General features: G+C 68.3%; 13 protein-coding genes and 2 pseudogenes. 6 read left to right on the top strand and 9 right to left on the bottom strand.

Features of this window, described 5'->3' with window-relative positions:
• On the bottom strand, positions 1-175 hold a 175-nt coding region (locus ABD848_RS13985), incomplete at its 3' end, for an IS110 family transposase (protein ID WP_344971832.1).
• Between the two features lie 745 nt (positions 176-920).
• Positions 921-1835: a helix-turn-helix domain-containing protein gene (locus ABD848_RS13980; RefSeq protein WP_344971822.1), complete on the bottom strand. Its 915-nt coding sequence runs from the start codon at positions 1833-1835 to the stop codon at positions 921-923.
• A gap of 104 nt (positions 1836-1939) precedes the next feature.
• Between ABD848_RS13980 and ABD848_RS13975 the strand changes: the two genes are divergently transcribed.
• A complete protein-coding gene (locus ABD848_RS13975; protein ID WP_344971820.1) occupies positions 1940-3484 on the top strand; it encodes an MFS transporter in 1545 nt (514 codons plus the stop codon).
• Positions 3485-3749: 265 nt separating this feature from the next.
• On the opposite strand, the gene ABD848_RS13970 is transcribed toward ABD848_RS13975, so the two are convergent.
• Positions 3750-4352, bottom strand: coding sequence for a TetR/AcrR family transcriptional regulator (locus ABD848_RS13970; protein WP_344971818.1), 603 nt, complete (start codon positions 4350-4352; stop codon positions 3750-3752).
• Positions 4353-4486: 134 nt separating this feature from the next.
• Here ABD848_RS13970 and ABD848_RS13965 point away from each other — a divergent pair, with 134 nt between their 5' ends.
• The 5 genes and pseudogenes from ABD848_RS13965 (at position 4487) to ABD848_RS13950 (ending at position 6954) form a co-directional block, all read left to right on the top strand.
• Entirely contained in the window at positions 4487-4942 is a 456-nt protein-coding gene (locus ABD848_RS13965) for a hypothetical protein (RefSeq protein WP_344971816.1), read from the top strand.
• A gap of 37 nt (positions 4943-4979) precedes the next feature.
• A complete protein-coding gene (locus ABD848_RS13960; protein WP_344971814.1) occupies positions 4980-5507 on the top strand; it encodes a flavodoxin family protein in 528 nt (175 codons plus the stop codon).
• 62 nt (positions 5508-5569) lie between these two features.
• Positions 5570-5938, top strand: a complete 369-nt coding sequence (locus ABD848_RS13955) for an MFS transporter (RefSeq protein WP_344971812.1) — start codon at positions 5570-5572, stop codon at positions 5936-5938.
• A pseudogene (locus ABD848_RS25025) lies at positions 5841-6386 on the top strand (MFS transporter); the annotation flags it as partial. The gene ABD848_RS13955 and the pseudogene ABD848_RS25025, both read left to right, overlap by 98 nt.
• Before the next feature lie 25 nt (positions 6387-6411).
• Positions 6412-6954 carry an MFS transporter gene (locus ABD848_RS13950; RefSeq protein ID WP_425567539.1) on the top strand — a complete coding sequence of 181 codons (543 nt, stop codon included), beginning with the start codon at positions 6412-6414 and terminating at the stop codon, positions 6952-6954.
• Here the strand turns inward: ABD848_RS13950 and ABD848_RS13945 are convergent.
• The 6 genes and pseudogenes from ABD848_RS13945 to ABD848_RS13920 all read right to left on the bottom strand — a co-directional run.
• Positions 6920-7186, bottom strand: a complete 267-nt coding sequence (locus ABD848_RS13945; protein ID WP_344971808.1) for a hypothetical protein — start codon at positions 7184-7186, stop codon at positions 6920-6922. The two genes, ABD848_RS13950 and ABD848_RS13945, sit on opposite strands and share 35 nt — an antisense overlap.
• A gap of 1996 nt (positions 7187-9182) precedes the next feature.
• On the bottom strand, positions 9183-11603 hold the full coding sequence (locus ABD848_RS13940) for a glycoside hydrolase family 65 protein (protein WP_344971806.1): 2421 nt from the start codon (positions 11601-11603) through the stop codon (positions 9183-9185).
• Positions 11600-12373: an HAD family hydrolase gene (locus tag ABD848_RS13935; RefSeq protein ID WP_344971804.1), complete on the bottom strand. Its 774-nt coding sequence runs from the start codon at positions 12371-12373 to the stop codon at positions 11600-11602. Before ABD848_RS13935 ends, ABD848_RS13940 begins: the two co-directional genes overlap by 4 nt.
• A gap of 447 nt (positions 12374-12820) precedes the next feature.
• Positions 12821-13105, bottom strand: coding sequence for a CBS domain-containing protein (locus ABD848_RS13930; protein ID WP_344971802.1), 285 nt, complete (start codon positions 13103-13105; stop codon positions 12821-12823).
• Between the two features lie 400 nt (positions 13106-13505).
• The gene (locus ABD848_RS13925; RefSeq protein ID WP_344971798.1) at positions 13506-14054 is read right to left on the bottom strand and encodes a hypothetical protein; all 549 of its coding nucleotides are present in this window, start codon (positions 14052-14054) and stop codon (positions 13506-13508) included.
• Between the two features lie 377 nt (positions 14055-14431).
• Positions 14432-14614: pseudogene (locus tag ABD848_RS13920) on the bottom strand (pyridoxamine 5'-phosphate oxidase family protein); the annotation flags it as partial.
• Between the last annotated feature and the right edge of the window lie 279 nt (positions 14615-14893).

The raw sequence follows: 14893 nt of genomic DNA, 5'->3' as shown, positions 1-14893 counted from the left end.
CCGTTCCGTGCTTGGCCGTGAGTTTGTCCAGCATCTGGCGGAGCTTGGGCTCGCTGTTGGGCAGGCGCTTATCGAACACGGTCTTGCCGGCGGGGGTCACGCCGCGGGCGTGGTGCTGGCCTTTGCCGACGTCCAGGCCGAGGTAGACGCCGATCTCGTCGGGGGTGTCGGCCACGTGTACTCCTGGCTGCTTGTGCGTCGTCCCGGCCGCAGCGGGCACCGTCTGGCGGCATCCACATTACGAAGATCCTGCCCAGGGCGGATCGTGCTTCTATCAGCGGTCTGGCGGTGCCTCTGGTGCCCGGTGACACCACCCCCCGGATCATCGATGACAGGGGGGACCAGTCCTGCCGGGACCAGAGGCCGGGAGTTCCCTTGCGGAACTCCCTAAAAGGTAATGGGGGGGTGTTTCTGTGGGGTTGTCACGTTGGGGTGGGGCGTGGGTGGTGTGGGGGGCCTGGTGTGTGTCTGGGGTGGGAGTGTTCGTCGTCCGCTCGTGCCTCGATCGCTTTGCGATCTCGGCAGCCTTGACGGGGGGCGCTGTGTCTTTGACGCATCGCTGTTGTGCCGGGTGCCGCTGGTGTGGGGGACATGCCGGTGGGGTGGTGTCTCGGTGGGACGGTGGCTGAGGGCGTGCCGGAAGCCGCCGAGCCGCCCCACCCCCGTCCGCTCCGTCATGGTGCTCGCCCCGTTCCCGTCTGTCCGGTCGCGGTGGTGGCCCCGTTCCTGTTTGCCTTGTTGTGGTGTTGGCTCCACGTGGGCCCCAGCCCCGTCGTGACACCCGTGTCACCTCAGGCACAGCCCGCCCCGGGCTGCTGAGATCACGTAGCGATCGAGGCACGAGCGAACGGCGCCATCTGCCCACTCCCGGCTTGACACCCCCGGAGAAACACCCCGGACGCCGGCTGGGAAGCCGGGGCTTAGGGCGTCGGCCACCCCTCCTCGACGCCCACCGGTAGGTGGCTGGTCAGCGCCCCGGAGCCCCGCTCCTTGGAGAACTGGTTGGTCAGGAGGCGCAGCGCGTCGGCCGACGCCTCGTCGCTGGGCGTGTAGACCTCCAGCCGGTGGTCCTGGCTGTCGGGTTGCAGCCAGACCTGGTAATCCACACTCAGCTCGCCGACGGTGGGGTGGCGCAGGTCCATGCGGCCCACCGTGCAGTCGGCGACGTCGCCGTCAGCCCAAAGTGCCGCGAAGTCGCCGCTGCGCATGGCCAGCTCGCCGATCAGTTCGGCCAGCCGGGCGTCGGTGGGGTAGCGGCCCGCGGTCAGCCGCAGGTAGCCCACGTGCACGCGGGCCAGTTCCGCCCAGTTGCGGTGGAGGTCGCGGGTGAGCGGGTCCAGGAAGAACATCCGCGGCACGGACGGGCGCCTCTCCGGGGAGCTGGGGGCCGCGAAGTCGGTGTGCTCGCCCACGAGCGCGTGCCCGCTGCGGTTCCAGGCGAGCACGTCACCGCGGCGCCCTAGGACCACGGCCGGGGCGAACTCGCCCAGCGACTCCAGCAGCGCCAGCACCCGCCGGTGCGGCTGCTCGGCTTCGGGGCGGGACAGCCCCGGCACCGTCGGCCGGTCGGCGAGGTTGCGCAGGTGGAGCCGCTCGGCCGGGTCCAGCCGTAGCACCCGGGCCAGCGCGTCGAGTACCTGTTGAGAGGCGGTCCCGGCCTGATCCTGTTCCAGGCGGGTGTAATAGCCCGCACTGACGCCGGCCAAGTGGGCCAGCTCTTCGCGCCGCAGTCCCGGCACGCGGCGGGCGGTTCCATAGGTCCGCAGTCCGACATCGACGGGGGTGACCCGATCCCGGCGTGATTTGAGGAACACGCCGAGTGTTTCCAGCTCCATAGCCGCGAGCCTAACCCGCGGTCCGGCCACCGTGGGTATCCCTCTCGGGTGTACCCATCACTGTGGGCTGGTTGGCCTGTCGGGGCTGCACCACCGTGGTGGACATGAACCCGCAACACGCATCCCCAGAAGCGCAACGAGCACCAGGCATCAAGGCGTGGCTCGGTCTCGCCATCATTCTCGGCCCGGTGCTCCTGGTCGCTATGGACGGCTCGATCCTGTTCCTGGCGATGCCCAGAATCACCGACGCCCTGGTGCCGACTGCTGACCAGTCACTGTGGATACTCGACATCTACGGTTTCGCTGTCGGCTCACTTCTGGTGGCCTTCGGCAACATCGGCGACCGTTACGGTCGGCTTAAGCTCTTGCTGATCGGAACTTCGCTCTTCGGACTCGCTTCGGCCGGGGCGGCGATGGCCCCCAACGCCGAGATGCTGATCGCCTTTCGGGCGCTGATGGGTATGGCGGGTGCCACGCTGCTGCCGTCGGCTCTGGCCGTGCTCAGCGAACTGTTCACCGACCCGAAGCGGCGCGCCCAGGCGATCGGGATCTTCGCCTCGGCCTTCGCCGCGGGCTTCGCCATCGGCCCGATCGTCGGGGGACAGCTCCTCAGCCACTTCTGGTGGGGCTCGGTCTTCCTGGTCAACATCCCCGTGATCGTGCTGTTTTTGATCTTTGCTCCGATACTGCTGAGTGAGGTAAAGGTGACCCGGCCCGGCCGCGTCGACGCGCTGAGCGTCGTGCTCTCCGCGGTGGGCCTGCTGTTGGCCATCTACGCGGTCAAGAGCCTGGCCGCCGAGGGAGTGTCGGTCCTTGCGATCGTCGCGGGCATCATCGGTCTGGTGGTCTTGGTGGCCTTCGCCCGGCGTCAGCGCCATCTTGAGTATCCACTGATCGACTTCGGGCTCTTCCGCGACCGGGTGTTCACTATCGCAATCATCACCGGCCTGCTGCCCTTGGCGGCTTGGTCGGCCACCGCTTACCTGTCCGGCGTCTACCTACAGACGGTGCTGGAGATGACGGTCGCCCAAGCCGCCATGCTCGCTGTCCCCGGCGCCCTGGTGCTCACCGTCACCTGCATCGTCGTCCCGATGGTCGTCGGGCGTATCGGGACCCGGGCCGCCTTGATCGCCTGCCACTTCGCGATCGCCGCCGGTCTGTCGCTGTTTCTGATGACCGGCGTCACGGGCGGTGCGGGCTGGTACGTGGCCGCCATGATCGTGTCCGGGTTCGGCTACGGGATCTCCTTTGCCGTGGTGGCCGACGTGGCCGTGGCCGCAGTGCCTACCGAGCGGGCCGGCTCGGCGGCTGCGATGGCCGAGACCTCTAACGAGGTCGGCAACGCCCTGGGGATCGCTCTGCTGGGCTCCCTGGCCGCTCTCATCTTCCGGGTCATGGGGCCGGACTTGGCCCCCACGCTGGACGAGACGGCGGAGCTGCCCGGCCTGGCGTCTGAGGCGCTCCTTGAAGCCAAGTCTGCCTTCGTCACCGGCCTGCACGCGGCGGTGATCGTGGCCGGTCTGCTCCACGCGGGGTTGGGCGTGCTTGCGCTGCGGTGGCTCCCCAAGACCGACCCCCAAGCATCCGGCGAGGAAACGGCCGAGGCGGAGTCGGTGAGCCGCACGGCCGAAGAGATCGAATCCGCCTAACCGGTCGAACTGGCGCGTTTTCCGATGCCGCTTGCGGGGATTCTCCCCGCAAGCGGCGATGCGCCCTGATGCGCGGGAGTGTTGCGGCACTCGGTTGTCGGGCGGGGCGCAGGCAGTCACCTGGTTCTCGGCCGCTGGCTGCGGTTTTGGCGATATCTGGTTCTGCCGTCCATGACCTCCCTCACCGGCGAGGTGAAGGTGAAAACGTCAAGCGATATCCGAACGCTTTCCGCCCAAGGGGCGTCCGTGCCGGTCGGCGGCTCGGTCACTCCCCGGCGGGGGGCGGCGGACCCCACAGCACCGACAGACCCTGGTCCACGTACTCGCTGATGGGTCGTTCGGCGCCGTCTAGGTGCCACTGCTCCAAAGCGGCGAAGTAACCGAACACGATGGCGTGGGCCGCGACCCGGGCCTGGGTGGGGGGCAGGGCCTCTTGGGTCATCATGTTCTCGGCGATGCGCGCGCTGGCCCGGTCGAGGGAGGCGTAGATGGCCGACCGCACAGAGGGTTCCTGGAAGAAGTACCGCACCCGCCGCCACGGACCGTGTTCGGAACGCTGCGTAGCCGAGGTGGACTCGACAGAGGACTCGTAGCTGGCGACGATGCGCCGCGCGGTCCCCACGATGTCGCGTAGGTCGATGAGGTCGGCGAGCGCCTCCTCGCTGAGCGAGTCGAACTCGTCGGAGACGATCAGACCTTCCTTGGTGCCGAAGTAGCGGTACACGGTCGAGGGGGACACCTCGGCCGCAGCCGCGACCTCTTCGATCGTGACGGAGTCGAATCCGCGCTCGTCGAACAGGTCAAGCGCCGTTTCTTGGATCAGGCGCATGGCGGCCAGCCGATTGCGCTGCCGAAGGCCCGTGGACATGCGGCTAATGCTAGTGCACCTCCAATGGTTCGTGGTGATGTGCGTCCTACTCGCTTGACGAGGACGGCTCACTTGAAAGATAGTTTCTCTCAGAGAGAAAGTCACTTTCAAATTTTGTGGGCGGAGGAACGATCATGGTGAACCCGTCCGACGCGGCGTCGGTAAGTCAGCGTCAGCGTGGGCCGATGGCGGCTATGGGGGTGGGGCTGCTGCTCACCCTGGCGGTACTTGTGGCCCTGGCTATCGACCAGGCGAGCGTTGGCAGCATCGCCACCCACGTCCAGGAGCACTACGCCCCTCACGGCACCGTCCCCGACCCCACCGTCCTCTACGTGTACCTCTACGTCACCGGCGGTATCGGTGTCGTGACCTGGCTGCTACTGATCGCCGCCGCCCGCACCCCCCGAAGCTGGGTGGCCGTCCTCGCCACGATCGTCTTCTGCTGCGGGCTCGGCGGCGGCCTTTTCAACCTCACGATCAGCGAGTACGGCGGACCGGTCCTGCCGGCGCTGTGGAGCGGTCTCACCCTGTTGCCCTGCGTGGCGGGACTCGTCGCCGTCGTCCTGCTCTGGCGAGCCGCCCGCTCCTGAGGTGAGGACGACCAGCCAGTAACAGAAAGGAACGACCGTGAACATCTTGATCGTCGTCGAGTCCTACTTCGGCAACACGCTCACCGTGGCCCAGGCCGTCGCCGCGGGCCTGAGCGAAGTCCTCGGGGCCGACTCGGTCACCACCGTTTCGCCCAGCGAGGCCCCGCGCGAAATCCCCGCCGGGGTCGGGCTGCTCCTGGTCGGCGCCCCCACCCACGACTTCGCCATGCCCAAGGAGCAGACCCGGCGACAGGCGGTCGAGAAGGGCGGTACCCACGGGGACGGGGTCGGTGTCCGCGAATGGATCGAGAATCTCCCCCCACGCCCCGAGTTGCTCGTGCGCACCTTCGACACCTCCTTCGAGAAGATGCTCAGCGGCTCGGCGGCCAAGTCGGCGTACAAGCTCTTGCGCAAGCGCGGCTTCGGCGGCGCCGAACGGGGGGAGAGCTTCCACGTCGCCGGTAGGGGCGGCCCGTTGAACGAGGGAGAGCAGCGCCGCGCCCAGGAGTGGGGACGCCAACTCGCAGGCACCATGACGTCGACCACGAGACCCGGTGAACAGTGACGTTTCCACGCCAGCAGTCGCAGGCGAGGGCAACGGGTTCCCCTGCACGGCCACGACGGTGGATGGCGTTCTCTTTCATCGCCGTGGCTCAGCTCATGATTGTCTTCGACACCACTGTCGTGAACATCGCCATGCCCTCCGCCCAACAAGAACTCAACATGTCCGACGGCGACCGGCAGTGGATCATCACCGCCTACGCTCTCGCCTTCGGCGGGCTGCTGCTCTTCGGGGGACGGGTGACCGACCTCGTCGGTCGCAAACGCACCTTCCTGGCCGGCCTCGTCGGCTTCGCCGTCGCTTCGGCCGTGGCCGGCACGGGCCCTCAACGGGCCGATGCTCATCGCCGGGCGCGCCCTACAGGGCACTTTCGGCGCCCTACTCGCCCCTTCGGCGCTGGCCCTGGCCAGCCTCACCTTTCCGGCGGGCCGTGACCGCGCGCGGGCCTTTGGCGTCTACAGCGCCATCGCCGGCAGCGGCGGCGCCACCGGCCTCATCCTCGGTGGTGTCCTCACCGAGTACACCACCTGGCGGTGGTCACTCTACGTCGCCATCCCCATCGCCGTGGTCGCCTTTCTCGGCGCGGCGGCACTGGTGCGAGAGCCCGAGCGTAGCAGCGCGCGTCCCTGCCTGGACGTCCCCGGTGTCCTGCTGGTCACCGGCGGCCTGGTCGCCCTCGTCTACGGGTTCACCAACGCCGAGAGTCACGGCCTGACAGCGCCTCTGACGATCGGCCTGCTCGGCGCCGCAGTGGTGCTACTGGTCCTGTTCGTCGTGGTGGAGACCAAGATGAGCGACCCGCTGCTGCCGCTGCGGGTGGTCGCCGAACGCAACCGAGGCGGGGTGTGCCTCGCTCTCGGCCTGTCCGTGATGAGCATGTTCGGGATGTTTCTGTTCCTTACTTACTATTTGCAGTCGGTCAAAGGGTTCTCCCCCGTTGGTCACGGGCTTGGTGCTCCTGCCGATGGTGGTGGGGCTGGTGATCGGCTCCACCCAGGTCGCCGGACGGCTGCTGACCCTGGTCTCGCCCCGAGTACTGATGTGCGGGGGCTTCCTCGTGGCCGCCATCGGCATGTTCCTGCTGACCTTGCTCCAGGTCGACAGCGGCTACCTGAACGTGGTCATGCCCGCCGAGGTGCTGCTGGGGCTGGGAATGGGAACCGCGTTCGTGCCGGCCATGAGCATGGCCACCCGCAACGTCGAGGACCGCGACACCGGGGTGGCCTCAGCCATGGTCAACGCCGTGCAGCAGGTGGGCGAAGCGGTGGGCACCGCCCTGTTGAACGCGATCGCCGCGGGGACCAGCGCCGCCTACCTCGCCGCCCGCGGCGGGGGGCGGAACGGACGCGCGGCCGGCGGCACGAGGGCCGCCGCCGGCCGTCCGCCGATCAGTCAGGACCAACCGCGTCAGGGCACTACGAGGTGCCGGCCGCGCGGCGGTGGCCGGTGAGGGCGACGGATGTGTGGTGGTCGTGGACGTGGCCGAGGAGGTTGTCGACGTTGGTCTGGTCAGCGCGCAACGTGACCAGGATCGCGGTGGTCAGCGCTGGGGAGCCCGCCGTGGTGGGGCTGGCCCGGAAAGGGCGGGGGATGGGCTCATACCGCTCTCCTTGGAAGCTGAAACGAATGCGCGTCTCGTCTGTGTGCTGGGACGTCGAGGGGAAGGCCGCTACGGCCACCAAGTAGAACTCCCGATGTCTATTTTTATCTAGACAAAATAGGAAGTGTCTTTCATGTGCAAAGAGACTATCTCTTAAGCGGAGGGTGACTATCAAGGTCGATTTGGGTGAACTCTGGTGTTCTGAATTGTCACTTTCGGTTCAAGTTTGGGTTCTTTTGATCAAGGGCTTTGTCTTAGGTGCTCCTGTTGGAGGGGCTGCGGCATGGCAAATACGAGAGAGGCTTGCGTTTCTTGGGGGTGGGATTGGCTGTGACCTTGTTTCCAGGAGAAAGGGCAAGGGCTTTCCGGTGAAGCTCATTAGTCACCCCACTTTTTGTGCACTCATCGGCTCTTCCCGCCGAAGGCGAGGAGCGGCGGGGGTGCCGCCGCGTCGCCGTAGTTCACCGGCGATCACGAAGAGTAGTGAAGCGGGCGGGAGTCGCGGTGGGGGAGGCGGTGGCGGGGCGGGGACAGGGGCGCCCCACCTTTTCCCGGCAGCGCCTCGGCCAGCTCCAGCCTCGCTCCGGGGCCGGCTAGGCACTCCATCGACGCTTTGCCCGGCGTCACGTCATGGCCGAGGGGGCTCCCGTATGGCCACCCTTGGCGGCCGATGGCCCCGTTAGTGTCGCGCGGGTCCCAGAGCTGACGGGAGCTTCGCGCTTGTGCCACCGCTGACGCGCGGCATAGGGGTCGGCCGGCTCGGCGGCGCCGGCGACACAGGTCAGGGCGGAGCGTGGAGCTTTCCGAGAGTACGACGAGCCGCGTAGGGAACTTTTCAGTACAATTTCTGGCCAATGACTATAAACCAGACAAACAACATTCACTGACAGTGATTTCATTCGCCGCATCTGCGCGTCGAAGCAACGCCCTGTCGCATGTCGGCTATCGCAAAAAAAGTCACATTGAGGTCTCGTGTCATTTTTTACTTCTCCAACGAAGGTGAAATCTTCCCATCGAAATCCCGATACTGGGACGACAGTCACCGGCTGTCATTGACCGCTCCTCTCGAATAGCCGCGGGAGCCTGGTGAAGCCAGCTTTCGTCACGAGAGCACGCACACGAGTAGTGCTCTGTCAGCGATCTCCCGTTTTGCGCCGGCGCCCTCGTGGTGACAACGAGCCGGCCCGGCCCCACCCGTGTGGGAGGAGCCCGCTCCGAGCCACCGCGCCCCTCACGCCGGGCAGGCCGCCGGGACGCCTGGCGACACCACGGCCCTACGAGGGGAGGCAGGAGAGAGCGGCATGCTCGGCTACCTGCGGATGCTGCCCGTCGCCTCCCCACAGCTCGGACCCCATCCCCGACGTATCGGGGATGGCTCACAAGCACGGGGCCTGACCGAGACCGGGCTCGATGCGGGCACCGCCCCGGCGCGCCGTCGTCGCCGACAGGACGGGCACAACCCGCCTTGTCGCGTCCCCCGCACACAGATCAGCCATCCCGATCGGGCACACACAGCGGCAGATACCCTGGAACGCGGCGCTTCGTAGGTGTCAGGAGCACCGGTGACAGCCCGCCGCGGCGCCACTTCCGTGCAAAGCGGTACCGCGAAGCTCGCACCAACCGTCTCTAAGGTCCACACAGCAAAAACCGCCCGGATGTTGTCCGATCCGAGCGGTGTGATATCCGACCACAGGCCAGAGAACCTCCTGGAACGCGGTCTTGTTGGTGGGCAATGCCGAAATGGAACCAGCGACCTCTACTGTGTCAATGTGCTTCGGTGCACTGGCCGACCTGCACCGAAACCTGGAGGCGTGGGTCAGATCCCTCATTGGGAGCCGTTCGATGCTGTGGCGTCATCTTCCTGTCTCCAGTTCGTCTCTCGCCGGCGGCGTGGAGACGGCCGGCTCCACGGTCGGTTAATGCCTGTGCCCGCTGGCCATATGTTCGAGTCGGCGCTGCGCCACGGCGAGCCCGCCTGGCGTGCGATCTGTTCTCGCTGTCAGTGACGGCATAATCGTGGCCGCCTCTGTTCGCTCCTCAGCGATACCCGAGGCGGTAAGCGCGAGGGCGTCTGGCCGTCAGCGTTGCCGTGGCCGCGTTCTTGGTGGGTATCGGAGGGGGAGGGTGCGGTCGCTGCCCGGGGGGATGTGGGTGGACTCGCCGCGGCACTGCACCTCCAGCGGCGACAGCGAGGACGGGGGCACCGCTACCCGCACCTGGGCGGCGTCGATGTCTAACTGGATGCCCCGATGGCCGCGATAGCGCAGGCGAAACGACAGGTGGGCCAGCTCGTCGGGCAGGGAGGGCTTTAGCCGCAGGGCCCCGTCTTGTGCTGCCAGGCCGGTGTAGCAGCGGATGAGGACGTCAACAGTGCCGGCCATGGCGCCAAGGTGGATACCTTCGGCGGTGGTGCCGCCCTGGGTGTCGTCGATATCGGAGCGCAGCGCTTCGCAGAGGAAGCGCCAAGAGGAGGTCCGGTCGGTGCGGGAGAGCACCCACGCATGTACGACGGCGCTGAGCGTGGAGCCGTGGGAGGTGCGGGTCAGGTAGTAGACGACGGTGCGCGGGATGAGGTCTGGGTCGTCGGCGTGGTGGTCGTAACCCAGGCCTCGCAGGATCGCGGTCAGTTCCTCCTTTGAGAGGAGGAAGAACAGCATCAGCACGTCGGCCTGCTTAGAGGCGCGGTAGCGGTTGCAGGTGTCGCCCTCGGCTTCCAGGATGCGGTCGAGGCGGCGGATATCGCCGTAGCGGTCGCGGTAGGCCGTCCAATCCAGCTCGACCAGGTCCTCGTAGCCGGCGAACTGGCTGATGACGCCGTCGTGGAAGGGCACCCGCATCCGCGCGGCGATGCAGGCGAAGCGTGCGGTCTCGGCGCGGGTCAGTCCGATCCGCTCACTCAGTTGCCGCCGGCCCGCCTCGGGCAGCTCCTCCAGGACCTCCAGGGCCCGCTGGAGCACCCATACTGTCATGACGTTGGTGTAGGCGTTGTCGTCCAGCCCCGGCGCCTCGCGATCCGGGTATCCGTCGTGGTACTCGTCAGGCCCCATAACGCTGCGGATGACATAGCGGCCCAGGTGCGAGTCGTAAGCCGTCAGGTCGGAGAGCGCACGGGCGATCTCCAGCAGCAGCTCCGCGCCGAACTCCGCCAGGAACCCCAGGTCGCCGGTAGTGCGGTAGTGCTGCCAGACGTTGTAGGCGATCGCTATATCCACGTGGCGCTGTAGGTGCGAGTGGTCGTCCAACCATCGTCCCGAGCGCGGGTTGAGGTGCAGGCGCTGAGTCTCCTCGCGCCCGTCGCTGCCGCTTTGCCAGGGGAACAGGGCGCCGCGCAGTCCATAGGCAGACGCTGCGGCGCGTGCCTGGGGGAGGCGGCGCCACCGATAGCGCAACAGTGCCCGCGCGGTCTCGGGCAGGTGCAGATTTAGCAGGGGGAAGACGAACAGCTCGTCCCAGAAGACGTGCCCCCGGTACGCCTCGCCGTGCAGGCCGCGCGCCGGTACCCCGACATCCAGGTCGGCGGTATGCGGTGAGAGCGTCTGCAACAGGTGGAACAGGTGCAGGCGCAGCACGCGCTGCTCCTCGCCGCCGATGTCGATCGCGCACTCCTGCCACAACCGACGCCAGGCCGCCGTGTGGTGCCGCAGCAGCTCGGCGAATCCGTCCGCCCGGGCCAGCGCGGCGCGTGCCGCGGTGCGGGGGTCGCTGATGGCTTTGTCGCGCGAGGTGTGCAGTGCGACGGTCTTTTCCACGGTCACCGTCCGGCCGGGGAGCACGGGAATCTCCAGGTCGCAGCCGATCCAGTCGGGTCGGGACGCCACCGAGGTCGCGTCCGGCTCGGGCCCAGCGGTGACCCGCGTGCGCGCGGCGAGCGCGATCCCAATACCCGAGGTGCTGGTTTCGGCGTACAGCCACGTCTCCTCGGGGACGTCGCCGCCTGTGCTCCCCACCTGCAGATGGCGTCCGCACAGGTCCCGGTAGCGGGCCACGCCGGCGTTGGTGACGGTTCCGTCCAGAGCGGAGCGCACCGTGAGGGTTCCGCTCCAGTCCTCGGGGGTGACCTCGGTCTCCAGTGCGGCCAGGTGCGGGTCGTCCATGGAGACCAGGCGGCGCTGACGCACCCGGGTGGTGCGGCCGTCGCCGTCGCGGTAGCGGAAGGTGCGCGTGAGTACGCCGCGGCGCAGATCGAGTGCGAGGTGCTGGTCGGACAGTTCGGTGTCATCCCCGCCCAGCCACCGGCCGTCACCGGTACGGATGGTCAATGGCAGCCAGTTGGGCGCGTTGACCATGTCCTCGTTCTCCACCTCCTGGCCCGCCACCCGGGATACGGTGCGGTTGTAGCATCCGGCAATGTAGGTGCCCGGGTAGTGCACGCCGTCCGCGCGGGACTCCGGAGCCGCGCCGCGTGTAGCGAAGTAGCCGTTGCCGAGGGTGCATAGCGCCTCGCGCAGACCTTCGTGTTCTGGGGCGAAGCCCTCGTAGGCCAGTGCCCATGTGTTCAACCGTGTCTCCTTGCCACTGTCAACTCCGCCAGGTCGGAGACCACCAACCCGGCGCCGTGCGCGAACAATTCGGTCCTCTGGCCGGACCGGTCCACTCCGACCACCAGGCCGAAGCCGCCGCGCGCGCCCGACTCCACCCCGGCCAGGGAGTCCTCGAACACGGCCGTGCGTGCGGGGGTCGCACCCATCCGGCGGGTTGCCTCGGCGAACAGGGCGGGGTGGGGCTTTCCGGGCAGGCGCAGCCGCGCGGCGTCGCGGCCATCCACCCGCACGTCGAACAACTCGGCGGCGCCGGCCGCTTTAACAACGGCCGCGCAGTTGCGGCTAGCCGAGACGATCGCCGTGTGTATCCCCTCTTTGCGCAGCGTCCGAAGCAGCACGAGCGTCGAGGGGTAGGCGGTGGCGCCGTAGGTGCGCAGGTAGTCGAGGAAATAGCGCTCCTTGCGGTCGCCCAGTGCCGCCACGGTCAGCGCCGCCGGATCAGCGCTTGGGTGCTCCTCCTCGGGCAGCACGATGCCGCGCGAGCTGAGGAAGGTGCGGACCCCATCGAGCCGCGAGCGGCCGTCGACGAAGGCCAGGTAGTCGTCGCGCAGGTCGAAGGGGACGAACGGTTCGCCTGTGGCCCGGGTGTGCGACAGCAGGAAGTCGTCGAAGGTGCGCTTCCAGGCGGCAGCATGGACGGAGGCGGTGTCGGTGACGACCCCGTCCATGTCGAAGGCCGCCGCGGAAATCTCCTTCAGTGAGATGACCGTCTCGCTCGTCTGATCCACTCGTCACCTTCTTCCAACTGGCCGTCGCCGGCTGTCCCGCGCTTCGCCGGCGACCGCTTCACGGCGGCGTTTCCTTGTCCCATTCCATCCGGCCCCCGGTCTCCGGGCCAGGTACGTCGGTCGGCCGCAGAGCGACCGAAGGCGAGTCGCAGAGGGAGCTACGGTCCTTCGGAAGGGGACCATGGGCACTACCGCCGCCCCGCTGAACCGCGTCCTCTTGGCAGGCCGCCGGGGCAGGCCCACCAGCGAGCGCGCTAACGCTCTAGGGCGGCAGTGCGCCGTCGACCCGGCCGGTGGTCCGGTTGTCGACCGACACCACGCCATTCCACGCCGACGACCACACGGAAGCAGGCATTTCAGCGGTGCTCCAGCGCGGGACTGACCTCATCAGGGGCACTATGTCGCCATCGACTGATACGGCTGTCGCGGTTGCGTTAACCACGCTCGTCACCACGCCGCTCGTGTGCTCAGCCACGCTTTGGTGATGTCGCCGTCCGTGTGTGGGAACATCCACAGCAGATCCCCGCGGGTGACGATCCCCACGAGTCGCCCGGTGGTGTCCGTGACGCGCGCCGCCTCGACCGCCGAGGCCGTCGGCGCGATCGTCCGCGCGGGCCGGGTCATCAGCTTGCCGGGAGTGCTGCCCGCGGCCTTCTCTTCAGTGCAAGCGTCCAGGACACCCTCGCTGCCGAGCCGCGCCTGCGGCCGAGGGGCTGAAGCGCGCGCCGCCACCAGGGCGGGAAGAGAGGTGCCGCCGATAGTCGCTGCGCGCGTTCGGGCTGGTAATCGCCTGTTGTTAGGGCTGTGCTGGGGGACGGGTGCGTCCTGGCTGTCCCCCGCTGCTGGTCTTCGGCGTCGGTCTGCCCGTCTCGGCGTCCCTGAGCGTCCTCGGGGTGTTGGCGCGCTGACCGTGCTGTCCTGGCCTTGGCCAGGGGCCGGCGACCGTCGGACTCGTCGCGCCCACACACCCCTGGCGGGCCGAGACCGCAGCGCCGGCGTGGGGCGCCCGGTCTACCATCGGCGCCCGCCACATCAGCGCGCACGTGACGACCTCATGGGAGCACTCGCCCACGAGGCCGTCACGTGCGCGCCGGGCGGAGGCGCCGTTCGCCTCCGCCCGACTGCTTCGGCATCAGCGCAGAGCCGGGTAGCGCCGCACGATGGGCAACTCGGCCCACCAGCGGCCCAAGCCAGCGGTGTCGCCCGAGTGGATGAGGGCGAGCCCGACCATCGTCAACGCCATGACGAGGTGGTCGTCCATGAACGGGTTGTTCTGCGGCGGCAAAACCGCGCTCCACATCAGTACCAGCAGCAGCGCCCCGGAAGCCGCGCCGATGCGCATACCGATGCCCAACAGGAACGCCAGCCCGATACCGAGCAGGCCGAGCATGAACAGCCAGTCGGCCCACACGGCGCCGGCGAAGGAGCCGTAGAAGCCGGCCAGGGGACCTTGGGCCGCCCCGGCCAGGAAGCCCTGGGTCGGGCTGCCCCCATTGATCCAGGCCCCTTCGGCGGGGGGGGCGAAGCCCAGGCCGAATGCCTTGTCCAGGAAAGCCCAGAGGAAGATCCAGCCGATCGCCAGCCGGGCTGCGGCGAAGACCCCGCGGGCGGTGGGAGAGGCGAGGATGTCGCGCTCCGTGCCGGCTGTGGCAGGGGCCCGGTCGATGTTCTGCGTCGCCATGTCCGTGTCCTTTCAGGGGGGTGCGGTGGCGATTCCAGAAAACGCCCTAGCCCCCCTTGCGTGGCAGGGGCAGCCGCACCGCCGCGGCGGGACCGAGGTCCCCCTACCGGCGGGCCATCGGACCGTCGTCCGCGTCGCGGGGCCGCGACGGCGCAGCGCTGGACTCCCGGCCGTCCTGTGATTCGCTCGGTTCGAGGCAGACCCACGCATCGCGCTTCCCGCCTGCCCATGGGCGCGACGGATAGCGCTGGCGCAGGGCCGTCATCTCGGCGACCCCGTTGACCACACGGCCTCGCCCGCTCACGAGCACGCTCCCCCGCGCTCATGGCGCTATCGATCCGGTCGACCTCGACGCTCATCGGCCCGGGGAGGTGTTGGACGGCGATCCCGGCTGCTGCGGTGCGCAAGATCACGGCGCCATCGTTGCGGGCGAAGTTGACCGGGAGTACCAGCGGGGCGGCGCCGTCGGAGCCGACGAAGGCGGCGCGTCCCACCCCACCTCGGGAGATCAGGCTCCGGCGCTCTTTGGCGGAGAGCCCCTGGATCTCCGGTACCGGCATCGCGGTGACCGAGCTTGCCGGGCGGCGTGTCGCTGTCGAGCCCCAGCAGGCTGTCCGAGGAGGTCTCCAGCGCCTGTGCCAGGCGGTAGAGCGAGTCCCGGCTGAAGCGGGCCGGGGGCTCCTCCAGATACGCCACGCAGTCGGCGCCCATCCCCCTGCGTTCGACCACCTTGGCGCGGCTCAGCCCAAGTTCGCGGCGGCATTGCCTGACACGGCACCCGATGTCGTTTGTCGCCGTGTGTAGTGCGCTTGCGTCACTGGGTTAATCTCCGCGACATG

Origin of the sequence: Salinactinospora qingdaonensis, assembly GCF_039539445.1 — a bacterium.
In the GTDB taxonomy this organism is placed as follows: domain Bacteria; phylum Actinomycetota; class Actinomycetes; order Streptosporangiales; family Streptosporangiaceae; genus Salinactinospora; species Salinactinospora qingdaonensis.
Note: the sequence above shows the minus strand (reverse complement) of the source record. Positions and strands in the feature narration are given on the sequence as shown.

What these genes read in the sequence shown, in the direction of transcription:
- ABD848_RS13980 (WP_344971822.1), bottom strand. Translation starts at nt 1,835, where the DNA reads ATGGAGCTGGAAACACTCGGCGTGTTCCTCAAATCACGCCGGGATCGG.
- ABD848_RS13975 (WP_344971820.1), top strand. Translation starts at nt 1,940, where the DNA reads ATGAACCCGCAACACGCATCCCCAGAAGCGCAACGAGCACCAGGCATC.
- ABD848_RS13970 (WP_344971818.1), bottom strand. Translation starts at nt 4,352, where the DNA reads ATGTCCACGGGCCTTCGGCAGCGCAATCGGCTGGCCGCCATGCGCCTG.
- ABD848_RS13965 (WP_344971816.1), top strand. Translation starts at nt 4,487, where the DNA reads ATGGTGAACCCGTCCGACGCGGCGTCGGTAAGTCAGCGTCAGCGTGGG.
- ABD848_RS13955 (WP_344971812.1), top strand. Translation starts at nt 5,570, where the DNA reads ATGGCGTTCTCTTTCATCGCCGTGGCTCAGCTCATGATTGTCTTCGAC.
- ABD848_RS13925 (WP_344971798.1), bottom strand. Translation starts at nt 14,054, where the DNA reads ATGGCGACGCAGAACATCGACCGGGCCCCTGCCACAGCCGGCACGGAG.